20 protein-coding genes and 2 pseudogenes are annotated in these 19497 nt (G+C 70.7%); 10 read left to right on the top strand and 12 right to left on the bottom strand.

The genetic code is table 11. From position 1 onward, the window contains the following. Nucleotides 1-266: 266 nt before the first annotated feature. Nucleotides 267-404: pseudogene (locus AB0D27_RS08870) on the top strand (IS5/IS1182 family transposase); the annotation flags it as partial. 177 nt (nucleotides 405-581) lie between these two features. On the opposite strand, the gene AB0D27_RS08865 reads toward AB0D27_RS08870, so the two are convergent. Beyond that, nucleotides 582-1205, bottom strand: a complete 624-nt coding sequence (locus AB0D27_RS08865; RefSeq protein ID WP_362504136.1) for a DJ-1/PfpI family protein — start codon at nucleotides 1203-1205, stop codon at nucleotides 582-584. Between the two features lie 88 nt (nucleotides 1206-1293). On the opposite strand from AB0D27_RS08865, the gene AB0D27_RS08860 reads away from it, so the two are divergent. Beyond that, nucleotides 1294-2631 carry a PLP-dependent aminotransferase family protein gene (locus tag AB0D27_RS08860; RefSeq protein ID WP_362504133.1) on the top strand — a complete coding sequence of 446 codons (1338 nt, stop codon included), beginning with the start codon at nucleotides 1294-1296 and terminating at the stop codon, nucleotides 2629-2631. Between the two features lie 335 nt (nucleotides 2632-2966). Here the strand turns inward: AB0D27_RS08860 and AB0D27_RS08855 are convergent, their stop codons facing one another. Continuing rightward, complete coding sequence (locus tag AB0D27_RS08855; RefSeq protein WP_362504130.1) at nucleotides 2967-3593, bottom strand: YigZ family protein; 627 nt, start codon at nucleotides 3591-3593, stop codon at nucleotides 2967-2969. A 264-nt stretch (nucleotides 3594-3857) separates the two neighbouring features. Here AB0D27_RS08855 and AB0D27_RS08850 point away from each other — a divergent pair, with 264 nt between their 5' ends. Continuing rightward, nucleotides 3858-4079, top strand: a complete 222-nt coding sequence (locus AB0D27_RS08850) for a hypothetical protein (RefSeq protein WP_362504127.1) — start codon at nucleotides 3858-3860, stop codon at nucleotides 4077-4079. 217 nt (nucleotides 4080-4296) lie between these two features. Here the strand turns inward: AB0D27_RS08850 and AB0D27_RS08845 are convergent, their stop codons facing one another. The 3 genes from AB0D27_RS08845 to AB0D27_RS08835 all read right to left on the bottom strand — a co-directional run bounded on the left by AB0D27_RS08845 (nucleotide 4297) and on the right by AB0D27_RS08835 (nucleotide 5952). Then, nucleotides 4297-4839: a histidine phosphatase family protein gene (locus tag AB0D27_RS08845; RefSeq protein ID WP_362504124.1), complete on the bottom strand. Its 543-nt coding sequence runs from the start codon at nucleotides 4837-4839 to the stop codon at nucleotides 4297-4299. Then, nucleotides 4836-5567: a hypothetical protein gene (locus AB0D27_RS08840; RefSeq protein ID WP_362504121.1), complete on the bottom strand. Its 732-nt coding sequence runs from the start codon at nucleotides 5565-5567 to the stop codon at nucleotides 4836-4838. Before AB0D27_RS08840 ends, AB0D27_RS08845 begins: the two co-directional genes overlap by 4 nt. Before the next feature lie 178 nt (nucleotides 5568-5745). Then, nucleotides 5746-5952, bottom strand: coding sequence for a DUF190 domain-containing protein (locus tag AB0D27_RS08835; RefSeq protein ID WP_362504118.1), 207 nt, complete (start codon nucleotides 5950-5952; stop codon nucleotides 5746-5748). Between the two features lie 238 nt (nucleotides 5953-6190). Between AB0D27_RS08835 and AB0D27_RS08830 the strand changes: the two genes are divergently transcribed. The 3 genes and pseudogenes from AB0D27_RS08830 to AB0D27_RS08820 all read left to right on the top strand — a co-directional run. Continuing rightward, on the top strand, nucleotides 6191-7993 hold the full coding sequence (locus AB0D27_RS08830; protein WP_362504115.1) for a TIGR03767 family metallophosphoesterase: 1803 nt from the start codon (nucleotides 6191-6193) through the stop codon (nucleotides 7991-7993). 53 nt (nucleotides 7994-8046) lie between these two features. Continuing rightward, nucleotides 8047-8463, top strand: coding sequence for a CoA-binding protein (locus tag AB0D27_RS08825; RefSeq protein ID WP_362504112.1), 417 nt, complete (start codon nucleotides 8047-8049; stop codon nucleotides 8461-8463). Between the two features lie 297 nt (nucleotides 8464-8760). Further along, a pseudogene (locus AB0D27_RS08820) lies at nucleotides 8761-8961 on the top strand (polyphosphate kinase 2); the annotation flags it as partial. Here AB0D27_RS08820 and AB0D27_RS08815 read toward each other — a convergent pair. Next, nucleotides 8936-9295 carry a metalloregulator ArsR/SmtB family transcription factor gene (locus tag AB0D27_RS08815; protein WP_362504109.1) on the bottom strand — a complete coding sequence of 120 codons (360 nt, stop codon included), beginning with the start codon at nucleotides 9293-9295 and terminating at the stop codon, nucleotides 8936-8938. The pseudogene AB0D27_RS08820 and the gene AB0D27_RS08815 sit on opposite strands and share 26 nt — an antisense overlap. 468 nt (nucleotides 9296-9763) lie before the next feature. Here AB0D27_RS08815 and AB0D27_RS08810 point away from each other — a divergent pair, with 468 nt between their 5' ends. Next, on the top strand, nucleotides 9764-10732 hold the full coding sequence (locus AB0D27_RS08810) for a cation diffusion facilitator family transporter (RefSeq protein ID WP_362504346.1): 969 nt from the start codon (nucleotides 9764-9766) through the stop codon (nucleotides 10730-10732). A gap of 41 nt (nucleotides 10733-10773) precedes the next feature. On the opposite strand, the gene AB0D27_RS08805 is transcribed toward AB0D27_RS08810, so the two are convergent. Further along, nucleotides 10774-11331, bottom strand: coding sequence for a YbaK/EbsC family protein (locus AB0D27_RS08805; RefSeq protein WP_362504106.1), 558 nt, complete (start codon nucleotides 11329-11331; stop codon nucleotides 10774-10776). A gap of 43 nt (nucleotides 11332-11374) precedes the next feature. Then, nucleotides 11375-11947 (bottom strand): XRE family transcriptional regulator, encoded by a 573-nt coding sequence (locus AB0D27_RS08800; protein WP_362504103.1) that lies wholly within the window; start codon nucleotides 11945-11947, stop codon nucleotides 11375-11377. Between the two features lie 93 nt (nucleotides 11948-12040). On the opposite strand from AB0D27_RS08800, the gene AB0D27_RS08795 reads away from it, so the two are divergent. Then, nucleotides 12041-12898, top strand: coding sequence for a DMT family transporter (locus AB0D27_RS08795; RefSeq protein WP_362504100.1), 858 nt, complete (start codon nucleotides 12041-12043; stop codon nucleotides 12896-12898). Between the two features lie 12 nt (nucleotides 12899-12910). On the opposite strand, the gene AB0D27_RS08790 is transcribed toward AB0D27_RS08795, so the two are convergent. Next, nucleotides 12911-13708 (bottom strand): acyltransferase, encoded by a 798-nt coding sequence (locus tag AB0D27_RS08790; RefSeq protein ID WP_362504097.1) that lies wholly within the window; start codon nucleotides 13706-13708, stop codon nucleotides 12911-12913. Nucleotides 13709-13835: 127 nt separating this feature from the next. Here AB0D27_RS08790 and AB0D27_RS08785 point away from each other — a divergent pair, with 127 nt between their 5' ends. Further along, the gene (locus AB0D27_RS08785; RefSeq protein ID WP_362504094.1) at nucleotides 13836-14369 is read left to right on the top strand and encodes a gamma carbonic anhydrase family protein; all 534 of its coding nucleotides are present in this window, start codon (nucleotides 13836-13838) and stop codon (nucleotides 14367-14369) included. Between the two features lie 394 nt (nucleotides 14370-14763). Here AB0D27_RS08785 and AB0D27_RS08780 read toward each other — a convergent pair whose 3' ends face one another. From AB0D27_RS08780 to AB0D27_RS08770, 3 genes are all read right to left on the bottom strand, one after another. After that, nucleotides 14764-15420 carry a DedA family protein gene (locus AB0D27_RS08780; protein ID WP_362504091.1) on the bottom strand — a complete coding sequence of 219 codons (657 nt, stop codon included), beginning with the start codon at nucleotides 15418-15420 and terminating at the stop codon, nucleotides 14764-14766. A 110-nt stretch (nucleotides 15421-15530) separates the two neighbouring features. Beyond that, nucleotides 15531-16562, bottom strand: a complete 1032-nt coding sequence (locus AB0D27_RS08775) for an SDR family oxidoreductase (protein WP_362504088.1) — start codon at nucleotides 16560-16562, stop codon at nucleotides 15531-15533. Between the two features lie 84 nt (nucleotides 16563-16646). Then, entirely contained in the window at nucleotides 16647-17669 is a 1023-nt protein-coding gene (locus AB0D27_RS08770; RefSeq protein ID WP_362504086.1) for a DNA topoisomerase IB, read from the bottom strand. 590 nt (nucleotides 17670-18259) lie between these two features. Here AB0D27_RS08770 and AB0D27_RS08765 point away from each other — a divergent pair. Beyond that, nucleotides 18260-19450 (top strand): zinc-dependent alcohol dehydrogenase, encoded by a 1191-nt coding sequence (locus tag AB0D27_RS08765; protein ID WP_362504084.1) that lies wholly within the window; start codon nucleotides 18260-18262, stop codon nucleotides 19448-19450. Nucleotides 19451-19497: the final 47 nt, after the last annotated feature.

The following is a 19497-nucleotide window of genomic DNA, read 5'->3' as shown; positions in this document are numbered from 1 at the left end:
GGCGACGACAGACGCACTCAAAGACTCACGAACCGCCCTCTCAGAGGGCGTTTACATGGGTTTGTTCCGGTATGCAGCTTTCACGCATGCCCCACTTTGGGATTAACTGCCGGATAAGTGCTAGTCGTTCACCCGGACGCGGTGAACTCGGCTGCGCGTCTCATCCGCTTCTCTGCTCCAGAGTCCGTCTGGTTTGAAAAAGAGGCGGAAACGCCCGAGAGGTGGCGGAACACGGTGTTCCGGATCTCTCATGATCACGCTGGGCCGTGAGCCAGCGGAAGCCGTATCCCAGCGACCTGTCCGACGCCCGATGGGCCCTGATCGAGCCGACGTTGACCGCCTGGCGAAAAGCCCGGCTCGACCGCAGGCCCACCGGCCAGCCGGCGAAAGTCGAACTGCGAGATCTCCTAGCGCTTATGGACCCCTGTTTCACCACGGACCTCACACCTCGGCCCCGCTCCGGCAAGCAGACGACCGACATGTCCTTGACGCCATCACTGGAAATGACCGTGAATTCTTGAAGCCCGTCGGTGACGCGTAAGAGCACTGAACTTCTGCGCCCGCTGCTTGCGACTGGTTGTTCAGACGAACGTCGGTGTGGGAGCGGGCAGGTAGGGGGTGATGTTGCGCCAGGCGCGCTCGATGTACTCCTCCTTCTCGCCGACCGGGGCGACATAGTGCAGCGCGCTTTCGGCGGCGTCGTTGCCTTCGAGTCGGGCGATGATCCAGGCGGCGAGGTAGTGGGAGGCCAGGCAGCCGCCGGCGGTGGCGATGTTGTCCTTGGCGTAGAAGGGCTGGTTGAGTACCTCGACGCCTGCGGCGACGACCCAGGGCTTGGTGGTCAGGTCCGTGCAGGCGGGGATGTCATTGAGCAGGCCGAGCTTGGCCAGCACGAGCGCGCCGGAGCACTGTGCCGCGATGAGTTGGCGCGAGGGGTCAAGGTTGCGCAGGATGTTCATGATCGCCGGGTCTTCGACGACCTCGCGCGTGGCGATGCCACTCCCGACGATGACGGCGTCAGCGGCGCACGCCTCCTCCAGCGTGGACATCTGCTCGATGACCACCCCGTTCATCGACGTCACCCTGGGGCTGGGGGTGGCGATGGTGACGCGCCAGTCGTCGGTCTTGATGCGGTTGAGCACACCGAGCGCGATCAGGGAGTCGAGCTCGTTATAGCCCTCGAAGGTGAGAATGGCGATGTGCACGGCGGCTGTCCTTCCGGGTTGATGGCTCTTGACGGTAAGGACCCACGAACAGGACAGTCAAAGAATTGTCATGCGTACAATCCGGTGCATGGCAGCCCCGCGGTACAAAATGCTGGTCGACGCGCTCGCATCCGACATCCGGACCGGGCTGCTCGCCGCGGGCGTGCGGCTGCCGACACACCGCGGGCTCGCCGCCCGTGAGGGCATCGCTGTGGTGACCGCGACCCGTGTGTACGCCGAGCTGGAAACGATGGGCCTGGTGAGCCGGGAACAGGGCCGCGGCACGTTCGTGCGCGACATCGCGGTGCCCGCCGGTCACGGCATCGATCAGCAGGTCGTCGCTACGGATGCAGTCGACCTCAACTTCAACTATCCGTCGCTACCCGGACAAGCTGATCTCCTTCGGCAGGCCCTGCGAGAGGTGGCCGCCGCCGGCGATCTCGACACAATGCTGCGCTACCAGCCACATCCAGGGCGTCCCCAGGACAGAGCCTCGATCACACGGCACCTGACGCGTCGAGGAATCACCACCGACGCCGATCGGATCCTCATCGCCAACGGTGCGCAGCACGGCCTCGCCATCACCGTCATGGCCACGCTCAACGCCGGCGACGTCGTCGCGGTCGACGCACTCACCTACCCGGGTTTCAAGGTGCTCGCGCATGCCTTTCATCTCGACCTGGCGCCCATACCCGCAACCGCCGACGGCCCGGATCTCGATGCCCTCGAAAAGCTGTGCGCGACCCGCCCCGTGCGCGCGATCTACACCATGCCCACCTTGCACAACCCTCTGGGCTGGGTCATGTCGGCAACCGACCGAACCCGCCTGATCAAGCTCGCCCGACAGTACGGTCCGCTCATCATCGAAGACGCCTCCTACGCCTACCTAGTCGAGAACCCTCCACTGCCGCTGGCCGCAACCGCGCCGGACATCACCGTCTACGTCTCGGGACTGTCCAAGAGCGTCGCCACCGGCCTCCGGGTCGGCTTCGTCGTCGCCCCGCCATCTGCGGTGCCCTCGCTCGAACGCGCGATCCGGGCGACCACCTGGAACACCCCCGCCCTCACCACCGCGATCGCCTGCCGCTGGCTCGACGACGGCACGGTGGACCACCTGGAAGCGCAGAAACGAGACGATGCCAAGGCCCGCCAAGCACTCGCCAGACAAGAGCTGGCAGGCCTACCACTCATCAGCCACCCCTCGTCCTACTTCACATGGCTGCCGCTGCCCGACGACGCACGCGCCGATCGCCTGACCGCCACCCTCGCACGTCAGCACATCTCGGTAACCACGGCCGAGCCGTTCAGCACCTCGACACACACACCACAGGCCATCCGCCTCGCTCTGGGCTCGACCGATTTGGACAGTCTTCAGTCGACGCTGCGCACAGTGCGACGAGTCACTGTCGAGGACGCCTACGCTTGAACTCCCCTCGATCAGCCGATTCCTGCCCGCACCGGCGGTTGCGTACGAAAGGTCGTCGGCACTGGCTCCCTGCACCGCTACCTCACGGTTCCGAGTGCCGACGAGACACCGAACGGGACTCGCTGATGGCATCGGACTTGGACTTGGACTCTGCATGGTTCCTACTCGACCGCCGACTGCGAGTCTCCAGGCCACGCTCACCGTCTCCATCCACGAATTCTTGATGAACTCATTGGCAGCACGTGCGAAGTGCTTCCAGCGCCTGCCGCCGTATCTGCCGAGGGCCTCGGACACCCCTGTCGATATTGCCCGTTTCATCCCTCTCGCCCGGGCTGTTACGCGTCTCCGTAGGCCTCCCCGCCCACTTCGAGCCCGGCCGTCCCGGCCGTCGCGTCGGCCAGCCATGCCCGGAAGGCCTCCACCTCGGCGTCCGGCAGTCCGATCTCGATCGTGACCGCCTCGCCGTAGCGCACGTCACGCACCTCGCGCCCGGTGGAGCGCAGGTCGTTCTGCACCTTGCCCGCGCGCTGGTGGTCGACCGTCACCGTGGCGAGCCGGAACCTGCGGCGCGTGAGCGTCCCCAGCGCGTCCAGCGCCTCGCCCACCGAGCCGCCGTACGCCCTGATCAGGCCGCCCGCGCCCAGTTTGACCCCGCCGTAGTAGCGGGTGACGACGGCGACGACGTACCGCATGTCGCGGCGCAGCAACATCTGGAGCATGGGGACGCCCGCGGTGCCTCCCGGTTCCCCGTCGTCGCTCGCCTTCTGCACGGCGGCGTCGGCGCCGATGACGTAGGCGTAGCAGTTGTGCGTGGCGTCCGCGTGCTCCTTGCGGACGGCGGCGATGAAGTCCTGGGCCTCGCGCTCGGTTGCGGCCGGGGCGAGCGCGCACAGGAAACGGGAGCGGTTGACCTCGGTCTCGTGCACGCCCGCGCGGGCCACTGTGCGGTACTCGTCCTGCATCACGCCAGCGTATGTGCTGCACGCACGCGTGCCGGACGCCGGTTGCCGCGGGCGCCCCCGCCCTCCGCGTCCACGCCCCGCTGGCCGGCATGGCTTCCGGAGAGCCTGAGCGAGCAGTCGGCCCGCCCTCCGGGTCCGCACGCGACCCCGGACGTGAACGCCAGATCCACAAGTGGTGGCGGGTCATGTGTCTCACCGGTGTGAGCTGGACGCTCGGCAAGAACACCCGAATCACCCTGTCCAGGTCGGCGCGGCCCTCCTGACATGTACGCCAAGCCGGCGGGCCGGATCCGTGACGCCCGCAAGCTGCTCACCACGGCCGCCGTGATCATGAGCGGCATCCTGCCGTTCGCCTACACGCTGGTCATGAACGTCATCGAACGGCCCGACGGTCTCAAGATCGCGCTGATCTTCGTCCCCTCGATCGTGACCACCTCGTTCGCGTCGCGGGTGCGTCGTGCCTTCGGACTGCGCGCGGCGCCGTGACCTTCGACGAGGCGACGGCCCGGTTCATTGACGAGGCATTCGCGAGCGGACCGTTGCAGCTGATCGCTAACGAGTCTCAGGAGCCAGCACTCGGGAGTACCGCGCCAAGTGACCGCACCGGCCGGTCCCGAACGCCTGCGTCAACCGGTCCGAGGGAAAGTGCTCCGCCGCGCCGGGCGGATCCGAAGCGCGGGCCCCGCGCCGCATGGGCCGAGCGTCAGCGTTTCTTGCCCCTCGGCACCGTCATGTCCGTCAACAGCGCCGGGCCTGGAGCGAGTTCGTCCCATTCCTTGCCGTGCCAGGCGAGGACCGCGACGGCCGAGGTCGGGAACTTCGTCCGTACGTGCTCCAGGGCGTCGTCGAGACCGTCCCCGGCCAGTTCGAGGATCAGCTCCTCCAGGCCCGGGTTGTGCCCGATCAGCAGCAACGTCCGTACGTGTTCCGGGACTTCACGCACGGCCTCGATCAACTCCGGTACGTCCGCCCCGTACAACCGCGCTTCGAGCCGTACGGGCGGCGGGGTGCTCCACTGCTCGGCGGCCAGCTCCCAGGTCTGGCGGGCCCGTAGGGCGGTGGAGCACAGCGCGAGGTCCGGCAGCCAGTCGGCCCCGGCGAGGGCGCGTCCGGCGGCCGGGGCGTCCCGTCGGCCGCGTGGCGCGAGCGGTCGCTCGTGGTCGGGCACACCCGCCGGCCAGGCGGACTTGGCGTGCCGCAGGACCACGAGTCTGCGCAGCGGGCCCGCTCCGGCCGGCACGATCACCGCTGCCCCCCGATCTCGCGTGTGAGTTCGAGCCCGAGGAGGCGGTCCGCGTAGGCGTACGTCTCGAAGCGGGCGCCCTCCGGCACATCGGACGTCTCGACCCAGCTCAGCACGCGCAGCACACCGGGTACGTCCAGGTCGTCCTCCCAGGCGCCCCGCAGCCGCCCGCGTACGTCGTCGGGGACGGGCCGGGACGGCAGGGTCGCCCAGCCGGCCACGGCGGCGCGCCAGCGCGTGAGCGTGCCCTCGGCATCCGCCAGGGCGGCGGCGTCGAGACGCAGGGGCTCATCCCTGGGAGCCGCCAGCAGGGCCAGGCGGAGCACAGTGGGATCCTCGAGGCCCGGGCGGCCGGCGGGATCGACCGGCGCGACCTCGACGTGTACGCCGTCCGCCGCCTCGGCGTCCGTCGCCCCGTCCCGCGGCCCGCGTACGTGCAGGGTCCGCGCGTCGCCCAGTCCGGTCGCGGGCTCGTGGTGGTCCTCGAACGGCCGGATGCCGAGCGCCGCGGCGCCCGACCGGAGTTCCGCGAGCTCCCGAGCGGAACTCAACGTCGGCCAGACGGGAGTTCCGCCGATCTCCAGGGCCCGTACGAGGACGTCGGCGACGACGAGCACCCGTAGAGCCGTGGTGTCGAACCCGGACACATGCGCGTGGACGCGGACCACGCCCCGGCGGGCGAGGGCGGCATCGGTGGGCTCGCCCGATCGGGCGTCGGTGATACGGAGCACGAGGTGAGCGTAGGCGGGCCGGGGGCCGGGCGCAGGGAGGTGGGCGCATTCCGGCCTCGACGTCCGCCTCACGTCCGGTGGATCCGCACCCGATCGAGGACGGCGAGCGCGTAGGTCTCCTCCAGGATGTCCCCGACTCGGGGCGGAAAGGACCGCAGAAGTCGCTCCTCGCCGACGATCACCACCGCGCAGGGGCCCTTGGCGGGGGGAAGGGTCTCGGGTCTCCGGAGCCGAAGCCCGTGAGGCCGTGGAAGACGCTCGCGCCCGACGGTCCCTCGCGCCGGGCGACGTGCACGAGTTCGGCGTACGCGGGCCGGTGGTGCCGGAGCGCGGCGGCGTCGAGGTGAAGGGTGAGACGCGCGGCGTCCGTGTCCGAGCCGTCCATGAGGTCACTCCTCGTCCGACCGCACCGCGGGCACGGCCCACCGTCCCCGCCTGTCTCCGCCTGTCTCCGCCACGAAGGGAGGCAGACCCGGGGCAGGACTCGACCGCACACACGCGTTCGACCGGGCGCTTCGGCAAGCCATCACGCGGCGTTCACGGGGGCGCCACGCGAGGGCCCCCGGTGCCTGAATGAGTGGTTCCGCTCAGTGAGTCACTCGGAGGCACGGAAGGGCTGCCCCATGGCCGGGACCGAACCAGCGTCCGCAATCAACCGCCGCCGTTTTCTGCTCGCCTCGGGCGCCGCCGTCGCGGCGGGGGCGGCCGGGACGGCGGGTGCCGTGCTGCCCAGGCAACGGCAGCACCCTTCCGTACGGGCGGCGGTCCGGGCCACCCGACGCCCGGCACCGTACGCGGCGACCACGCTGGAGACGACGGCCCGCTTCGGCGGAGCCGCGCACCCCGGCACCTACCGGCGGCTGGTCTCCGGCCCCGGCCTGCCCCTCGTCGTACGGGAGGAACTCGCCGCTCCCGGCACCGGGCGGCAGGACCGGCGTACCCCGCTCGCGTGCTTCGTCCAGTTCACCGATCTGCACCTCACCGACGTACAGAACCCGCTGCGCACCGAGTTCCTGCGATCGCGCGCGGCCTCCGCGTGGCGGCCGCAGGAGGCGCTGACGGTGGCCGGTGCGGTGGCGCTCGTGGAGCAGGTGAACGCGATCGGCGCAGGCCCGCACACCGGACTGCCCCCGGCCTTCGTGATGACGACGGGCGACAACCTCGACAACAACTCCATGATCGAGCTGGAGTGGTTCCTCACCCTGATGAGCGGCGGCCGGATCACACCCGGCACGGGTGACCCGACAGCGTACGAGGGCGTCCAGAACTCCGGTGTGCCGCTCTACTGGCATCCGCAGGAGGCGGCCCTGCGCGACCTGGACAAGCGGCGCGGGCTGCCCTTGATACCCGGCTTCCTCGACGCCGCGACCCGGTCGCTGACCAGCCCCGGGCTCGGCATCCCCTGGTACTCCACGGCCGGCAACCACGACGCGTTGCCCGGCGGCTGCCTCTCCCCCGCCTTGAACGACTTCGCCGTCGGCTCCCGCAAGCTGCTGTCGGTCCCGGCCGCGGACGCCGCCGCCTACGCGACCGCGCTGAGCACGGGCGACGACCCCAAGAGCGAGGTGCTCAAGGGAATCCTGGAGCGGCACGCGGCCTCGGCACGCACCGTGACCGCCGACGAACGGCGCCGGCTGTGCACCCCGCACGACTATCTCGTCGCGCATCTCGACCCCGCCCACAAGGGCGCCGGTCCGCTCGGCCACGGCTACACCGAGAACAATCTCGACGGCGAGCGGCTGTACTACACCTTCCGGATCGCCGAGAACGTCCTCGGCGTCAGCATCGACACGACCTATCGCAGCGGCCACTACGAGGGCTCACTCGGCACCGACCAGCTCCGCTGGCTGGAGCGGACGCTGGCCGCGCACAGTTCCCGGTCCTACGACGCGGACGGCCGCCTCGTCCGCGATCCAGGTGCCGACGACGCCCACATCCTCGTCTTCAGCCACCACCACAGCCCGAGCATGACGCGCCGCACCGATGCCGCCCGTACGGACGAACCGCGCCACGACGGCGCGGAGGTCATCGCCCTGCTCAGCCGGTTCCCGAACGTCGTGGCTTGGATCAACGGCCACAGCCACGTCAATCGGATCACCCCGCATCCGCACGCGACGCCCGCCCGATCCTTCTGGGAGGTCAACACGGCCTCCCACGTGGACTACCCGCACCACGCCCGGCTGTTCGAACTCGCTGACAACGGGGACGGGACGCTCTCCCTGTTCACCACGCTCATCGAGTCCGCCGCTCCGCATCGCACCGCCGCCGACTTCGACGATCTGTCGGCGGTGGGCCTCGCCTCGCTGTACCGGGAGCTGGCGTACAACGCTCCCGGCCTGGCCGAGAGCATGACGGCCGGGGTCAACGAGGGCTGGGCGGGCGGCACGCACGACGGCAACACGGAGCTGCTGGGAATCACCGTCTGACGCACACTGTTTCCCGGCTGAACGCCTATTTCTGGGACCCTAGGAGGCCGACCATGTACGGCGACCCGGCATCGATCCGCAAGATACTCACCGAACTCGGTGACACCTGGGCGATCGTCGGCCTCTCGTCGAACCAGCGCCGCGCGGCCTACCGCGTCGCCGACGTCCTGCAGCGCTACGGCAAGCGCATTGTGCCCGTGCATCCGAAGGCCGAGACCGTCCACGGGGAGAAGGGATACGCCTCCCTGGAGGACATCCCGTTCCCCGTCGACGTCGTAGACGTCTTCGTCAACAGCCAACTGGCGGGTCCCGTCGCCGATGAGGCCGTCGCGATCGGCGCCAGGGCGGTGTGGTTCCAGCTCGACGTCATCGATGAAGCGGCGTACGCCCGGGCCACGGGCGCCGGACTCGACATGGTCATGGACCGCTGCCCGGCCATCGAGATCCCCCGGCTCGGCCCACGCGGTTGACGCCCGGCGGGCCGCCCCACCGCTTTCCCTCCTCGGTGCCTGCCGACGACACCGCCACGGCCACGGTGATCGCGCGCGGCTCGCCCAAGCGGGCTGGTCCGAGGTGGTCACTTCCCTCGGTCGAGGAAGGCGGCGATCGTCTCACTGAAGCCCCATGGGGCGTCGAGTTCTGGTCGACCTCGCCCGCGGCATGCGCCCGCGCTGCCGCGTCCCAACGGCCGCAGAAGAGCGGGGTGGCGGCGTCCAAGTCGGCGTCGCTCGCGGAGCCGTTCCGTGGAAGCTGAGCCCCATGTACCTGCGCCCTTGGACCGCTGGGACGACTACACCGCTGCCAAGGTCGCCGTGTTCCGCGAGACGGACACCGCGCGGGCGCCCTGGACCGTGGTGAGTCGTGGGCGCGCGGCGGCGAACCTGCTGGAGGCGGGCGAGGACGACACGGCCCGCTCAGCACGGCCATCGCCAGTCGTACGGGTCAGTCGTGCGCCGGCCTGTCGTTGATGCGGTGGTCGGCCACGCTCAGCGCCTCGTCGACGACCCGGCGAAGATGGCCGTCGCCGAGTGAGTAGATCACCCGGCGGCCCTCTTTCCTCGTGTTCACGAGTCCGGCGAGCCGGAGGCGCGCCAGGTGCTGGCTGACGGCCGGACGGGCGGCGCCGCACGCCTCGGTGAGGCTCGTGACGTCGGCTTCGCCGCCGCTCAGGGCATGGAGCAGGGCGAGGCGGGTGCGGTCGCCCAGCAGGGCGAGGAGTTCGGCAGCGAGCGCGAACTGTTCCTCGCTGGGGGTGCGCGGATGCGCATCATGCGCAGGTGATAGGTGCATGCGTGCGCTCATACGCACATAATGGCGCCATGGATGCCGACGCGTCCACTCCCGCACCGGAAGGGGACCGACGTGAGCGACCGGCAGCACACACCCGGCCATGAGCACAGTCGCGACCACACGCACGTCCGCAAGCCCGGGGGTGCCGACCCGCACACCCACGAGCCCGGTCCCGGCCCCACACACACCCACGAGCCCGGTCCCGGCCCCACACACACCCACGAACCCGGTCGCGGCGCCACGCACAACCACGAGCCCGGCCAGGGCCCCACACACACCCACGAGCCCGGCCGTGGCGCCACGCACAACCACGAGCCCGGCCAGGGCCCCACACACACCCACGAGCCCGGCCAGGGCCCCACACACACCCACGAGCAGGATCGTGCCCACACACCCGGTCACGCCCACGCCCACGCCCACACCCACGCATCCGAGCACGCGCATGCCCACCCCCACCCCCACCCCACCCTCGCGAGTCGCCTGCGCCACCTCCTAGCCCCCCACTCCCACGAGACCGCCGACAAAATCGACTCCGCGCTGGAGTCGTCGGCCCGAGGCATGCGGGCGCTCTGGGCCTCCCTGGCCGTCCTCGGGACAACGGCCTTGGCGCAGGGGTTCGTTGTCGTGATGTCGGGGTCGGTCGCGCTGCTCGGTGACACCGTGCACAACGCCGCCGACGCGCTGACGGCCCTGCCGCTCGGGATCGCCTTCGTGCTGGGCCGCCGCGCGGCGACGCGACGCTTCACGTACGGCTACGGTCGGGCGGAGGACCTCGCGGGCATCGTGATCGTGCTGACGATCGCCGCGTCGGCGACCTTCGCGGCCTGGACGGCGGTCGACCGGCTGCTCGACCCGCGCCCCGTGCGGCACATCCCGGTGGTCGCGGCAGCCGCGCTGATCGGCTTCCTCGGCAACGAGTGGGTCGCCCGCCACCGCATTCGCGTCGGCCGCGAGATCGGCTCCGCCGCGCTCGTCGCCGACGGACTCCACGCGCGGACGGACGGATTCACCTCACTCGCCGTGCTGGTGGGCGCGGGCGGCGCGGCGCTCGGCCTGCGACTCGCCGACCCGCTGGTGGGGTTGGCGATCACGGCCGCGATCCTGCTGGTGCTGCGCGACGCCGCCCGCGAGGTGTTCCGGCGGGTGATGGACGCCGTGGACCCGGAGTTGGTGGACCGTGCCGAACGGGCGCTACGGGAGGTGCCGGGCGTGCGCGCGGTAGGTGAGCTGCGGCTGCGCTGGATCGGACACCGGCTGCGCGCCGAGGTGGCGGTCGTCGTGGACGGCGAGGTGAGCGTACGTCAGGCCCACCACATCGCCGTCGAGGCCGAACACGCCCTGCTGCACGCCGTACCGAAGCTCACCGCGGCCCTGGTGCACGCCGATCCGACACCCAGGCCGGGCGAAACGGACCCTCATCTGACGCTGGCACATCACTCGGCCGCCTGACCGGGCATTGCGCCAGGGCCCGCAGGAGGCGCCCAAGGAAGTCAGGCCACGCCCAGTCCTTCCAGCACCACAGCGTTCGGGAGCTCCGCGAACACCTTCCCCGGTACCAGCAGCTTTCCGCGCCGTCGGCCGCTGCCCACGAGCACGTACGGCAGCTCGACGACAGCCGCGTCCACCAACACGGGCCAGTCACCGGGGAGTCCGAGCGGCGTGATGCCGCCGTACTCCATGCCGGTCTCCCCGGTCGCCGTGTCCATCGGCGCGAACGAGGCCTTCCGGGCGCCGAGTTGGCGGCGCACGGCTCCGTTGACGTCGACGCGCGTCGTGGACAGGACGACACACGCGGCGAGCGTGGTCTCGCCGCCGCGCTTGCCGGCGACGACCACGCAGTTGGCGGACTGGTCGAGCAGCTCCCGGCCGTAGTGCTCGACGAACGTGGCGGTGTCGGCCCACTCCGGGTCCGTGTCGACGTAGATGATCTGGTCGGCGGGGATGCTGCCCCGCCAGTCGCGTACGGCGTCTGCGACCGGGCGGGTGAGCTCGTCGAGGGAGTCGGGAGCGGCCTTGGAAAGGTCGAAGTGTCCGATGGGTGGGCGCATGACGGCACGCTAACAGCAGCGCCGGCGCGGCCCGAGGGGCGTCTCAGTGCACGAGCGGGACGGACACCGCCATGACCATTTCCATCGGCACGTCGCCGTCATTGGCGTACCGGTGTGGGGTGTTGGCCTCGAACGAGGCGCTCGCTCCGGTCGGGACGCGGTGCTCCACGCCGTCGACGGTGAGCGTGAGTTCGCCCGCCGTGACATGGACGAGTTCGACCGTGCCGGCGGGGTGCGGGTCCGAAGGGCTGCCCTCGCCGGGCATGAGCCGCCAGTCCCACATTTCCAGGGGGCCGGGGGCCTCCGTGCCCGCGAGGAGCCGGTTGTAGCTGCCCGCGTCGGTGTGCCACAGCCGTACGGCCTGCTCGGCCGGGACGATACGGACCTTGGGGCCCTGCTCGTAGTCGAGCAGGGTGGTGACGCTGACGCCGAGGGCGTCGCCGATCTTGACGACCGTGCCGATGCTGGGGTTGGTGCGGGCCTGCTCGATCTGGATGAGCATGCCGCGGCTGACTCCGGCGCGTGCGGCGAGGGCTTCCAGGGTGAAGCCGCGCTCGGTGCGCCAGCGCTTCATATTGCGCGCCAGGGATTGAGTCAGCAGGTCGAGGTCCGACACATTCCGTCCAATATTCTGGATGACAGAGTTCAATCCGGTGAACTATGGTGTGGTGCACCCGATCGTTCACCGAACTGTACTGCGAGGCATCCCGTGACAGCACTCTTCGCCCTGGCCACGAGCCTCCTGTGGGGCCTGGCCGACTTCGGCGGAGGGCTGCTGACCCGGCGTACGCCCGCACTCACGGTGGTCGTCGTCTCCCAGGCGATCGCGGCGGCGGTGCTGGGCGCGATCGTGGTCGCCACCGGGGGCTGGAGCGCGGCAGGACCGCAACTCTGGTTCGCGTTCGCCGCCGGCCTGGTGGGCCCGGTCGCGCTGCTCTCCTTCTACAAGGCGCTCGCCCTCGGCCCGATGGGAGTCGTCTCCCCGCTCGGCTCGCTGGCCGTGGCCGTCCCCGTCACCGTGGGACTCGTCCTCGGCGAGCGTCCCGGGCTCACACAGTTCGCGGGGATCGCGGTCGCCATCGTGGGCGTCGTCCTCGCGGGCGGGCCCCAGCTGCGGGGCGCCCCCGTGCAGCGGCAGGCGGTCCTCCTCACGCTGCTCGCGGCGCTCGGCTTCGGCACGGTGTTCGCGCTGATTGCGGAGGCGTCGTCGTCGGTCACCGGGCTGTTCCTCGCGCTCTTCGTCCAGCGCGTGACCAACGTCGTCACCGGCGGCACGGCACTGTTGGTCTCCGTGAAGCGCGGCGCCCCGGCGCTTCCCGAGGGCGGCTTCCCCTGGCACTCTCTCCCCGCGCTCGCCTTCGTCGGCCTCGCCGATGTCGCGGCCAACGGCACCTACTCCGTCGCCGCCCAGCACGGCCCGGTCACCGTGGCCGCCGTCCTCGCCTCGCTCTACCCGGTGGTCACGGCCCTGGCCGCGCGCGGCATCCTCCGCGAACGGCTGCGCGGGATGCAGGCGGCGGGCGCGGGCCTGGCCCTGGTCGGCACGGTCCTGCTGGCGACGGGCTGAGGCCCGGCCGGCTCAGGACTCGGCGGGTACGTCCCCGGAGGCGCCCTCGGCCTCGAGGTCCAGCTCCGCGAGGCGCGCCACCGCCTCGTCGTCGAGCCCCGACAGCGCCAGCAACTGCTCCGGCGTCACCCCGTCGGGAATCGGCACCGGCGCCGGTGTCCGCAGCGGCGGCTGCCAGCCCCTCACGGGGTCCCAGCGGCGCACGACGCGTGCGGGGGCGCCCGCCACAACCGCGTGGTCGGGCACCACACCTCGTACCACCGCACCGGCCGCCACCACGACGTTCCGCCCGATCCGCGCGCCCGGCAGGATCACCGCGCCGGTCCCGATCCAGCAGCCCGGCCCGATGCGCACGGGTTCCATGCGCGGCCACTGCTTGCCGATGGGCTCGTGCGGATCGTCGTAGGAGTGGTTCGTGGAGGTGACGTACACATACGGCCCGAAGTAGCAGTCGCTGCCGATCGTGACCGTCGTGTCTGCGATGACATGGCTGCCTCGGCCGAGCACGACACCGTCGCCGATCCGCAGGATCGGGTCCGGACCGAGGTCGAGGTCGGGCATCAGACCGGCGGTCAGTGTGACCTGTTCGGCGACGATGCAGTGGGAGCCGAGATGGATCCACGGTTCGCCGAAGACCGTGCCCAGCGGGAAGGCCAGTCTGGTACCTGTTCCCATCGCGCCGAAGCGGAGCCGTCCAGGGCGCTCCGCCGTGACCGCCCCCGTGCGCTGCGCCCAGGCCCAGCCCGCGTGGACGACGCGCTGCGCGAGGCCGCGTCGCCATGATGAGAACGTGTTCTTGCTCCTGGGCACCCGCTCACGGTACTCAGCGCGGGCAGCGCCGATGTGATCGTAGGCCTGTGATCTTCGCCCCACCGGGGCGCGGTGCGATGGCATACGGTGCCGGTGTAGCGATCAGGGAAGAGACGGGGAGACGGTGATGACGCAGCAGGCGCTGATCATGGGGATCGGCGGCAAGGATCCGCGGGTGGACCCCGAGGCGTTCGTGGCGCCCACGTCCGTGGTGATCGGGGAGGTCACGCTGCACCCCGGCGCGAGCGTCTGGTACGGGGCGGTGCTGCGCGCCGACTGCGGCCCGATCGCCATCGGCGCCGGCAGCAATGTGCAGGACAACTGCAGCCTTCATGTGGACCCCGGCTTCCCCATCAGCGTCGGCGAGCGGGTCTCCATCGGGCACAACGCCGTGCTGCACGGCGCCACCGTCGAGGACGACTGTCTGATCGGCATGGGCGCCACGGTGCTCAATGGCGCGGTGATCGGCACCGGTTCGCTGGTGGCCGCGCAGGCCCTGGTCCCGCAGGGGATGCGGGTGCCGCCGGGCTCGCTCGTCGCGGGCGTCCCCGCCAAGGTCAAGCGACAGTTGACCGACGAGGAGCGCGAGGGCATCTCACTGAACGGCACGCTGTACGTCGAACTGGCGAAGGCGCACCGGGCGGCGCACGAGGAGAGGTGACGCCGCCGGGGCCCCGGCTCCGGTGACTGAGTCGGCGGCACCGGTGACTTGGTATGCAGCACAGGTGACTTGGTCTGCGACCCGGTGACTTGGTCTGCGACCCGGTGACGTGGTCTGCGACCCGGTGACGTGGTCTGCGACCCGGTGACGTGGTCTGCGACCCGGTGACGTGGTCGGCGGCCCGGTGACGTGGTCGGCGGCGGGCGCAGCGACGAGCTCAGCCTCCGACTCATGCGGCGGCGGCGCCGCGACCGGCCTCGCCCCGAGTGACTCACTCACCGGCGGCACCCCGACCGGCTCCGCCCAGGTGACTCACTCAGCGGCGCCACCCCAACCGACTCCGCCCAGTGACTCACTCACCGGCCGGTGCCGCGACAGGCCCCGCCCCGGTGACTCACTCAGCGGCCGGTGCCGCGACAGGCTCCGCCTCGGTCGCCGCGCGCTCCGCCGTCGCCTTTTTCGCCTTGCGCCTCACGATCAACATCGAGGCGAGTCCGATGAGCAGCGCCGCGACCAGGCCCAGCCAGGAGAAGCGCTTGAGCCAGGACTCGGCGACGACACCGACGTAGTAGATGACCGCGGTGGTGCCGCCGGCCCAGATGACGCCGCCGAGCACGTTGGCGGTGAGGAACTTCCAGTACGGCATCCGCAGCACACCCGCGAGCGGGCCCGCGAAGATCCGCAGCAGGGCGATGAAACGGCCGAAGAAGACGGCCCACATGCCCCACTTCTGGAAGGACCGCTCGGCGGTGGCGACATGGCCCTCGCTGAAGTGTTTGGGGAATTTCGCGCCGAGCCAGGCCAGCAGCGGGCGTCCGCCCTTACGGCCGATGGCATAGCCGATGGAGTCGCCGACGATCGCTCCGAGGCTCGCGCACGCCCCGAGGATGACAGGGTTGATGCCCGAGTGCTGCGAGGAGAGCAGCGCCGCCGAGACCAGGATGATCTCTCCGGGCAACGGGATGCCCAGGCTCTCCAGGCCGATGACCAGTCCCACCAGCGCGTAGATGCTGACCGCGGGCACCGTCTCGAGCCAGTCCTGGACGTGCAACGCCGGTTCCTCCCGTTTGGCCGTGCCTGAACCGGGCACCCGCGCTGTGCATGATCACCCGGTGCGCTCCCCCTGGGCGCACACCGGGAAGCCTACCTGGGGCCTGGCGTTCAGCCCACCGCCCGGCCCGCGAGCGGGGCGGTGTCCGCGCCCGCTCCGTGACGCACGCCGGCCAGCATCTCCTCCAGGGCCTCGACGGCCGTGTGCCTGGGAGCCCAGCCCAGTTCGGAATGGGCCCGCTCGCAATCCATCAACGGCAGCCGCAGCACGGCGTCGAACAGGTTCGGGGACGCCGGCACGAGGTGCAGCCCCCAGGCGGCGGCGAGTCCCGAGCGCGCGACCGTGCTGGGCACCCGCACGGTCCGCGAGTGGAAGAGCTCGCCGAGGACAGCGGCGTCCAGCGGCGGGTCGGCGGCGAGATTGAACGGGCCCCGCGCCTTGCCGAGCGCCGCCAGGAGATACGCCCGCGCGGCGTCGTCCGTGTGAAGCGCCTGGAAGCGCAGCCCCGGAATGTCCGGCACGATCGGCAGCAGCTCCGGCCTGAGCAGCGGGCCCGGCAGGAAACGCCCGCCGAAGATGCGCCGCTGTTCGCTGGCCGACTCCCGCTTGAACAGGAAGGCGGGCCTCATCCGTACGACCCGTATCCCGGGGTGGTCCCGCTCGAAGATGTCGAGGACGCGTTCCACGTACGCCTTCTCGCGGGTGTACGCGGCCTCGGGCCAGCCGTGCGTCGGCCAGGACTCGTCGACGGCGCGCTCCTCCGTGCCCGGGGAGTAGGCCCCCACGGAGGAGGCGTGAATCAGCGCCGGGACACCCGCCTCCGCGACGGCGCGGAAGACCTTGACGCTGCCGAGGACGTTGGTGCGCCAGGTGACCGCGGGTTCCCGGGCGGGCTGGAACTTCCACGCGAGGTGGATCACGGCGTCCGCCCCGCGGAAGAGGCCGGCCAGGTCGATGTCCTCGTCGAGGTCGACGCCCTGCCAGGTGGTGCCGGGCAGCGACCAGTCCGGGATCCGCCGCGCCAGTCCCAGCACGGATTCCACCGAGGGATCCTCGCTCAGGAGGCGTACCACGCTGGTGCCCACGTTGCCGGTGGCCCCGGTGACGACGATCTTCTTGCTGGATGAGCCGTGACCAGCCATGACTGAAACCTCCGTGACGGAGCTTCGGGACCATCCGGGTTCCCTTGCCGCCCTTCTTCACACGGCATCCCGACCCGGGCGGCTTCATCCGGACGGGGTCAGCAGGCGCAGCACCGCCTCCTCGACGGGTCCCTGCGTGGCCGGCCGGCCGAAGGCGACTCCGTCCCCCAGCCGGTCGAGAGCCGGCGCGATGGTCCGGCCTTCCTCGAAGAGTTCGATCACGCGTGGGTTGATGTACGAGGCCCGGCACACCGCCGGTGTGTTCCCCAGGTACTCACTGACCTCACGGATGGCACGGGTGATCGCCCGCTTGCGGACCGCCTTCGACTCACCGCTCACCCGCGACGACACGGCGAGCGCGACCGCCGCCAGCACGGTGGCGTGCCACGTCCGGAAATCCTTCGCGGTGACGTCCTTCCCGGCGTGCTCGCGCAGATAGGAGTTGAGATGCTCCGCGTGCACCTCGTGCCAGGCGTTCCCCTCCCAGTACACGAAGAGCCGCGAGCCGCCGCCCTGCCGGCGCAGCAGTGCGCACAGGGCCCGGTAGGCGGGCGGGTCCACCAGGGAACGGGTCAGCGTCCGGGAGTGCTTGGCGGGATAGCTGAAGGACACCTCCCCGCGCCGGCAGCCGGCGTGCTCCTTCAGCAGCGTGGTCAGTCCGTACGACCCGTTGTCGCGCTGGTAGGCGTCACTGCCGACCCGGAAGAAGCCGAGGTCGAGCAGCCGGACCGCGCAGGACAGGACCCGCTCGCGGCTGAGGCCCCGCTCACCGAGGCCGTCGGCGACGTGCGCGCGCAGCTTGGGGAGCGCCTCGGCGACCTCGAGGACGTGTTCGTGCTTGGCCGCCTCCTGCTGCTCGCGGAATTCCGGGTGGTACAGGTATTGGCGCCGGCCGGCGGCGTCGGTTCCCTTCGCCTGGATGTGACCGTTGGGCCAGGGACAGATCCAGACGTCCTGCCAAGCGGGCGGGACGGCGAGCCGCCGCAGGCGCTCCTTCTCCTCGGCGTCGGTGATGGGACGCCCCGAGATGTCGAGGTAGCGGAATCCACGGCCGCAGCGGACGCGTCTGATCCCGGCCCCGTCGGCGTCACTCGTCCGCAGTCTCATCGTGTCCCTGCCCCGGCCCTCTCGCGTACACCTGGCGAGTCCCCTGCCACCGGCGGTTCAGACCTGCGGCCCGCACCTGCGGGCCGCAGGCGCGAAATGGGCCGGAGAGACGCTCAGCTGTCTCTCCGGCCCCTCTTCTTCCCTTCTCTCCTACCTTCCCCTTTTGGTTTCCCGCTGGCTCCTGGTCTCCCGCGCGGGGCAGCCGGTCAGTCCTCGCCCCTGATGATGTTCCCCTCGGAGCCCGCCGGGTCCTGCGTGGCACCCCGGTCAGCCGTCGCCGGAAGACAGGTACGTGGGCCGCTCCCGCGCCGGCGACGTGCCTTCGCCCAGCCCGTCTCGGGCCCACGGATGGTGATCTTCCTGCTGACGTCGGGGGTCACGGCGCTTCATCTTCTTTCTGCGTCCGGTCCCGCTCGGGACCGCCTCTTTCCGGTACTGCCGTCTTTCGGCTACCGAGACCGAGTCCCCCTTGGCCCCGCCGAGAAACCCCGATGTCCGTCTGCGGTGTCGCTTGACGGGTACTCGGCCGCCATGCCCCCTCCGGGCGCGACTCGCGCCCGTGGGTACGCCACCGAGAGGAGCGCACAGCGATGAGGGCCGTCACCTGGCAGGGCAAGCGGAACGTGAGCGTGGACACGGTTCCGGACCCGACGATCAAGGAGCCCACGGACGCGGTCGTCCGTATCACGTCGACCGGACTGTGCGGCTCCGACCTGCATCTGTACGAGGTGTTCACACCCTTCATGACCCCGGGCGACATCCTGGGCCACGAGCCGATGGGCATCGTGGAGGAGACCGGTCCGGAGGTTCCGGGGCTGCGGCCGGGAGACAGGGTCGTGATCCCCTTCCAGATCGCCTGCGGACACTGCTGGATGTGTGCGTCGGGTCTGCCGACCCAGTGCGAGACCACGCAGGTCACCGAGGAGGGCATGGGCGCGGCGCTCTTCGGCTACACCAAGCTGTACGGGGCGGTGCCCGGCGCGCAGGCCGAGTATCTGAGGGTGCCGCAGGCCCAGTACGGGCCGATCAAGGTGCCGGAGGGTCCCGCCGACGACCGCTTCGTCTATCTGTCGGACGTGCTGCCCACCGCGTGGCAGGCTGTCCGCTACGCCGATGTGCCGCCCGGCGGTTCGGTCGCCGTGCTCGGGCTCGGGCCGATCGGCGACATGGCGTGCCGGATCGCGCTGCACCAGGGCGCGGAGAGGGTCTTCGGCGTCGACCTCGTCGCCACCCGGCTGAACCGGGCGCGGGAGCGCGGGGTCCAGACGTTCGACCTGTCGGAGTTCGACAGCACCGACGATCTGGTCGGGGCCATTCGTGACCGTACCGATGGACGCGGTCCCGACGCGGTGATCGACGCCGTGGGCGCGGAAGCCCATGGCAGTCCGCTGGGACGGATGGCCCAGCAGGCGGCCGGCGTTCTGCCGCGGGGCCTTGCGTCCCGGCTGGCGGAGAAGGCCGGCACGGACCGGCTCGCCGCGCTGCGGACGGCCATCGACCTCGTACGGCGTGGCGGCACCATCTCGGTCAGCGGCGTCTACGGCGGAGCCGCCGACCCGCTGCCGATGCTGACCATGTTCGACAAGCAGATTCAGCTCAGGATGGGACAGGCCAACGTGCGCCGCTGGGTGGACGACCTGTTGCCGCTGCTCACCGACAAGGACCCGCTCGGCGTGGACGGTTTCGCCACCCACCATCTGCCACTGGACGACGCGCCGCACGCTTACGAGATCTTCCAGCGCAAGGAGGACGACGCCGTGAAGATCCTCATGCACCCGTGACCACGGCTGCCAGCGGGACGGGGCCGCCATCGCGGCCCCGTCGCCTT

The sequence above is a fragment of the Streptomyces sp. NPDC048415 genome (genome assembly GCF_040651675.1).
GTDB lineage: Bacteria > Actinomycetota > Actinomycetes > Streptomycetales > Streptomycetaceae > Streptomyces.
Note: the sequence above shows the minus strand (reverse complement) of the source record. Positions and strands in the feature narration are given on the sequence as shown.

What these genes read in the sequence shown, in the direction of transcription:
- AB0D27_RS08850 (WP_362504127.1), top strand. Translation starts at nt 3,858, where the DNA reads ATGTACGCCAAGCCGGCGGGCCGGATCCGTGACGCCCGCAAGCTGCTC.
- AB0D27_RS08835 (WP_362504118.1), bottom strand. Translation starts at nt 5,952, where the DNA reads ATGGACGGCTCGGACACGGACGCCGCGCGTCTCACCCTTCACCTCGAC.
- AB0D27_RS08775 (WP_362504088.1), bottom strand. Translation starts at nt 16,562, where the DNA reads ATGGCTGGTCACGGCTCATCCAGCAAGAAGATCGTCGTCACCGGGGCC.
- AB0D27_RS08770 (WP_362504086.1), bottom strand. Translation starts at nt 17,669, where the DNA reads ATGAGACTGCGGACGAGTGACGCCGACGGGGCCGGGATCAGACGCGTC.
- AB0D27_RS08805 (WP_362504106.1), bottom strand. Translation starts at nt 11,331, where the DNA reads ATGCGCCCACCCATCGGACACTTCGACCTTTCCAAGGCCGCTCCCGAC.
- AB0D27_RS08815 (WP_362504109.1), bottom strand. Translation starts at nt 9,295, where the DNA reads ATGAGCGCACGCATGCACCTATCACCTGCGCATGATGCGCATCCGCGC.
- AB0D27_RS08785 (WP_362504094.1), top strand. Translation starts at nt 13,836, where the DNA reads ATGACGCAGCAGGCGCTGATCATGGGGATCGGCGGCAAGGATCCGCGG.
- AB0D27_RS08855 (WP_362504130.1), bottom strand. Translation starts at nt 3,593, where the DNA reads ATGCAGGACGAGTACCGCACAGTGGCCCGCGCGGGCGTGCACGAGACC.
- AB0D27_RS08765 (WP_362504084.1), top strand. Translation starts at nt 18,260, where the DNA reads ATGAGGGCCGTCACCTGGCAGGGCAAGCGGAACGTGAGCGTGGACACG.
- AB0D27_RS08830 (WP_362504115.1), top strand. Translation starts at nt 6,191, where the DNA reads ATGGCCGGGACCGAACCAGCGTCCGCAATCAACCGCCGCCGTTTTCTG.
- AB0D27_RS08825 (WP_362504112.1), top strand. Translation starts at nt 8,047, where the DNA reads ATGTACGGCGACCCGGCATCGATCCGCAAGATACTCACCGAACTCGGT.
- AB0D27_RS08860 (WP_362504133.1), top strand. Translation starts at nt 1,294, where the DNA reads ATGGCAGCCCCGCGGTACAAAATGCTGGTCGACGCGCTCGCATCCGAC.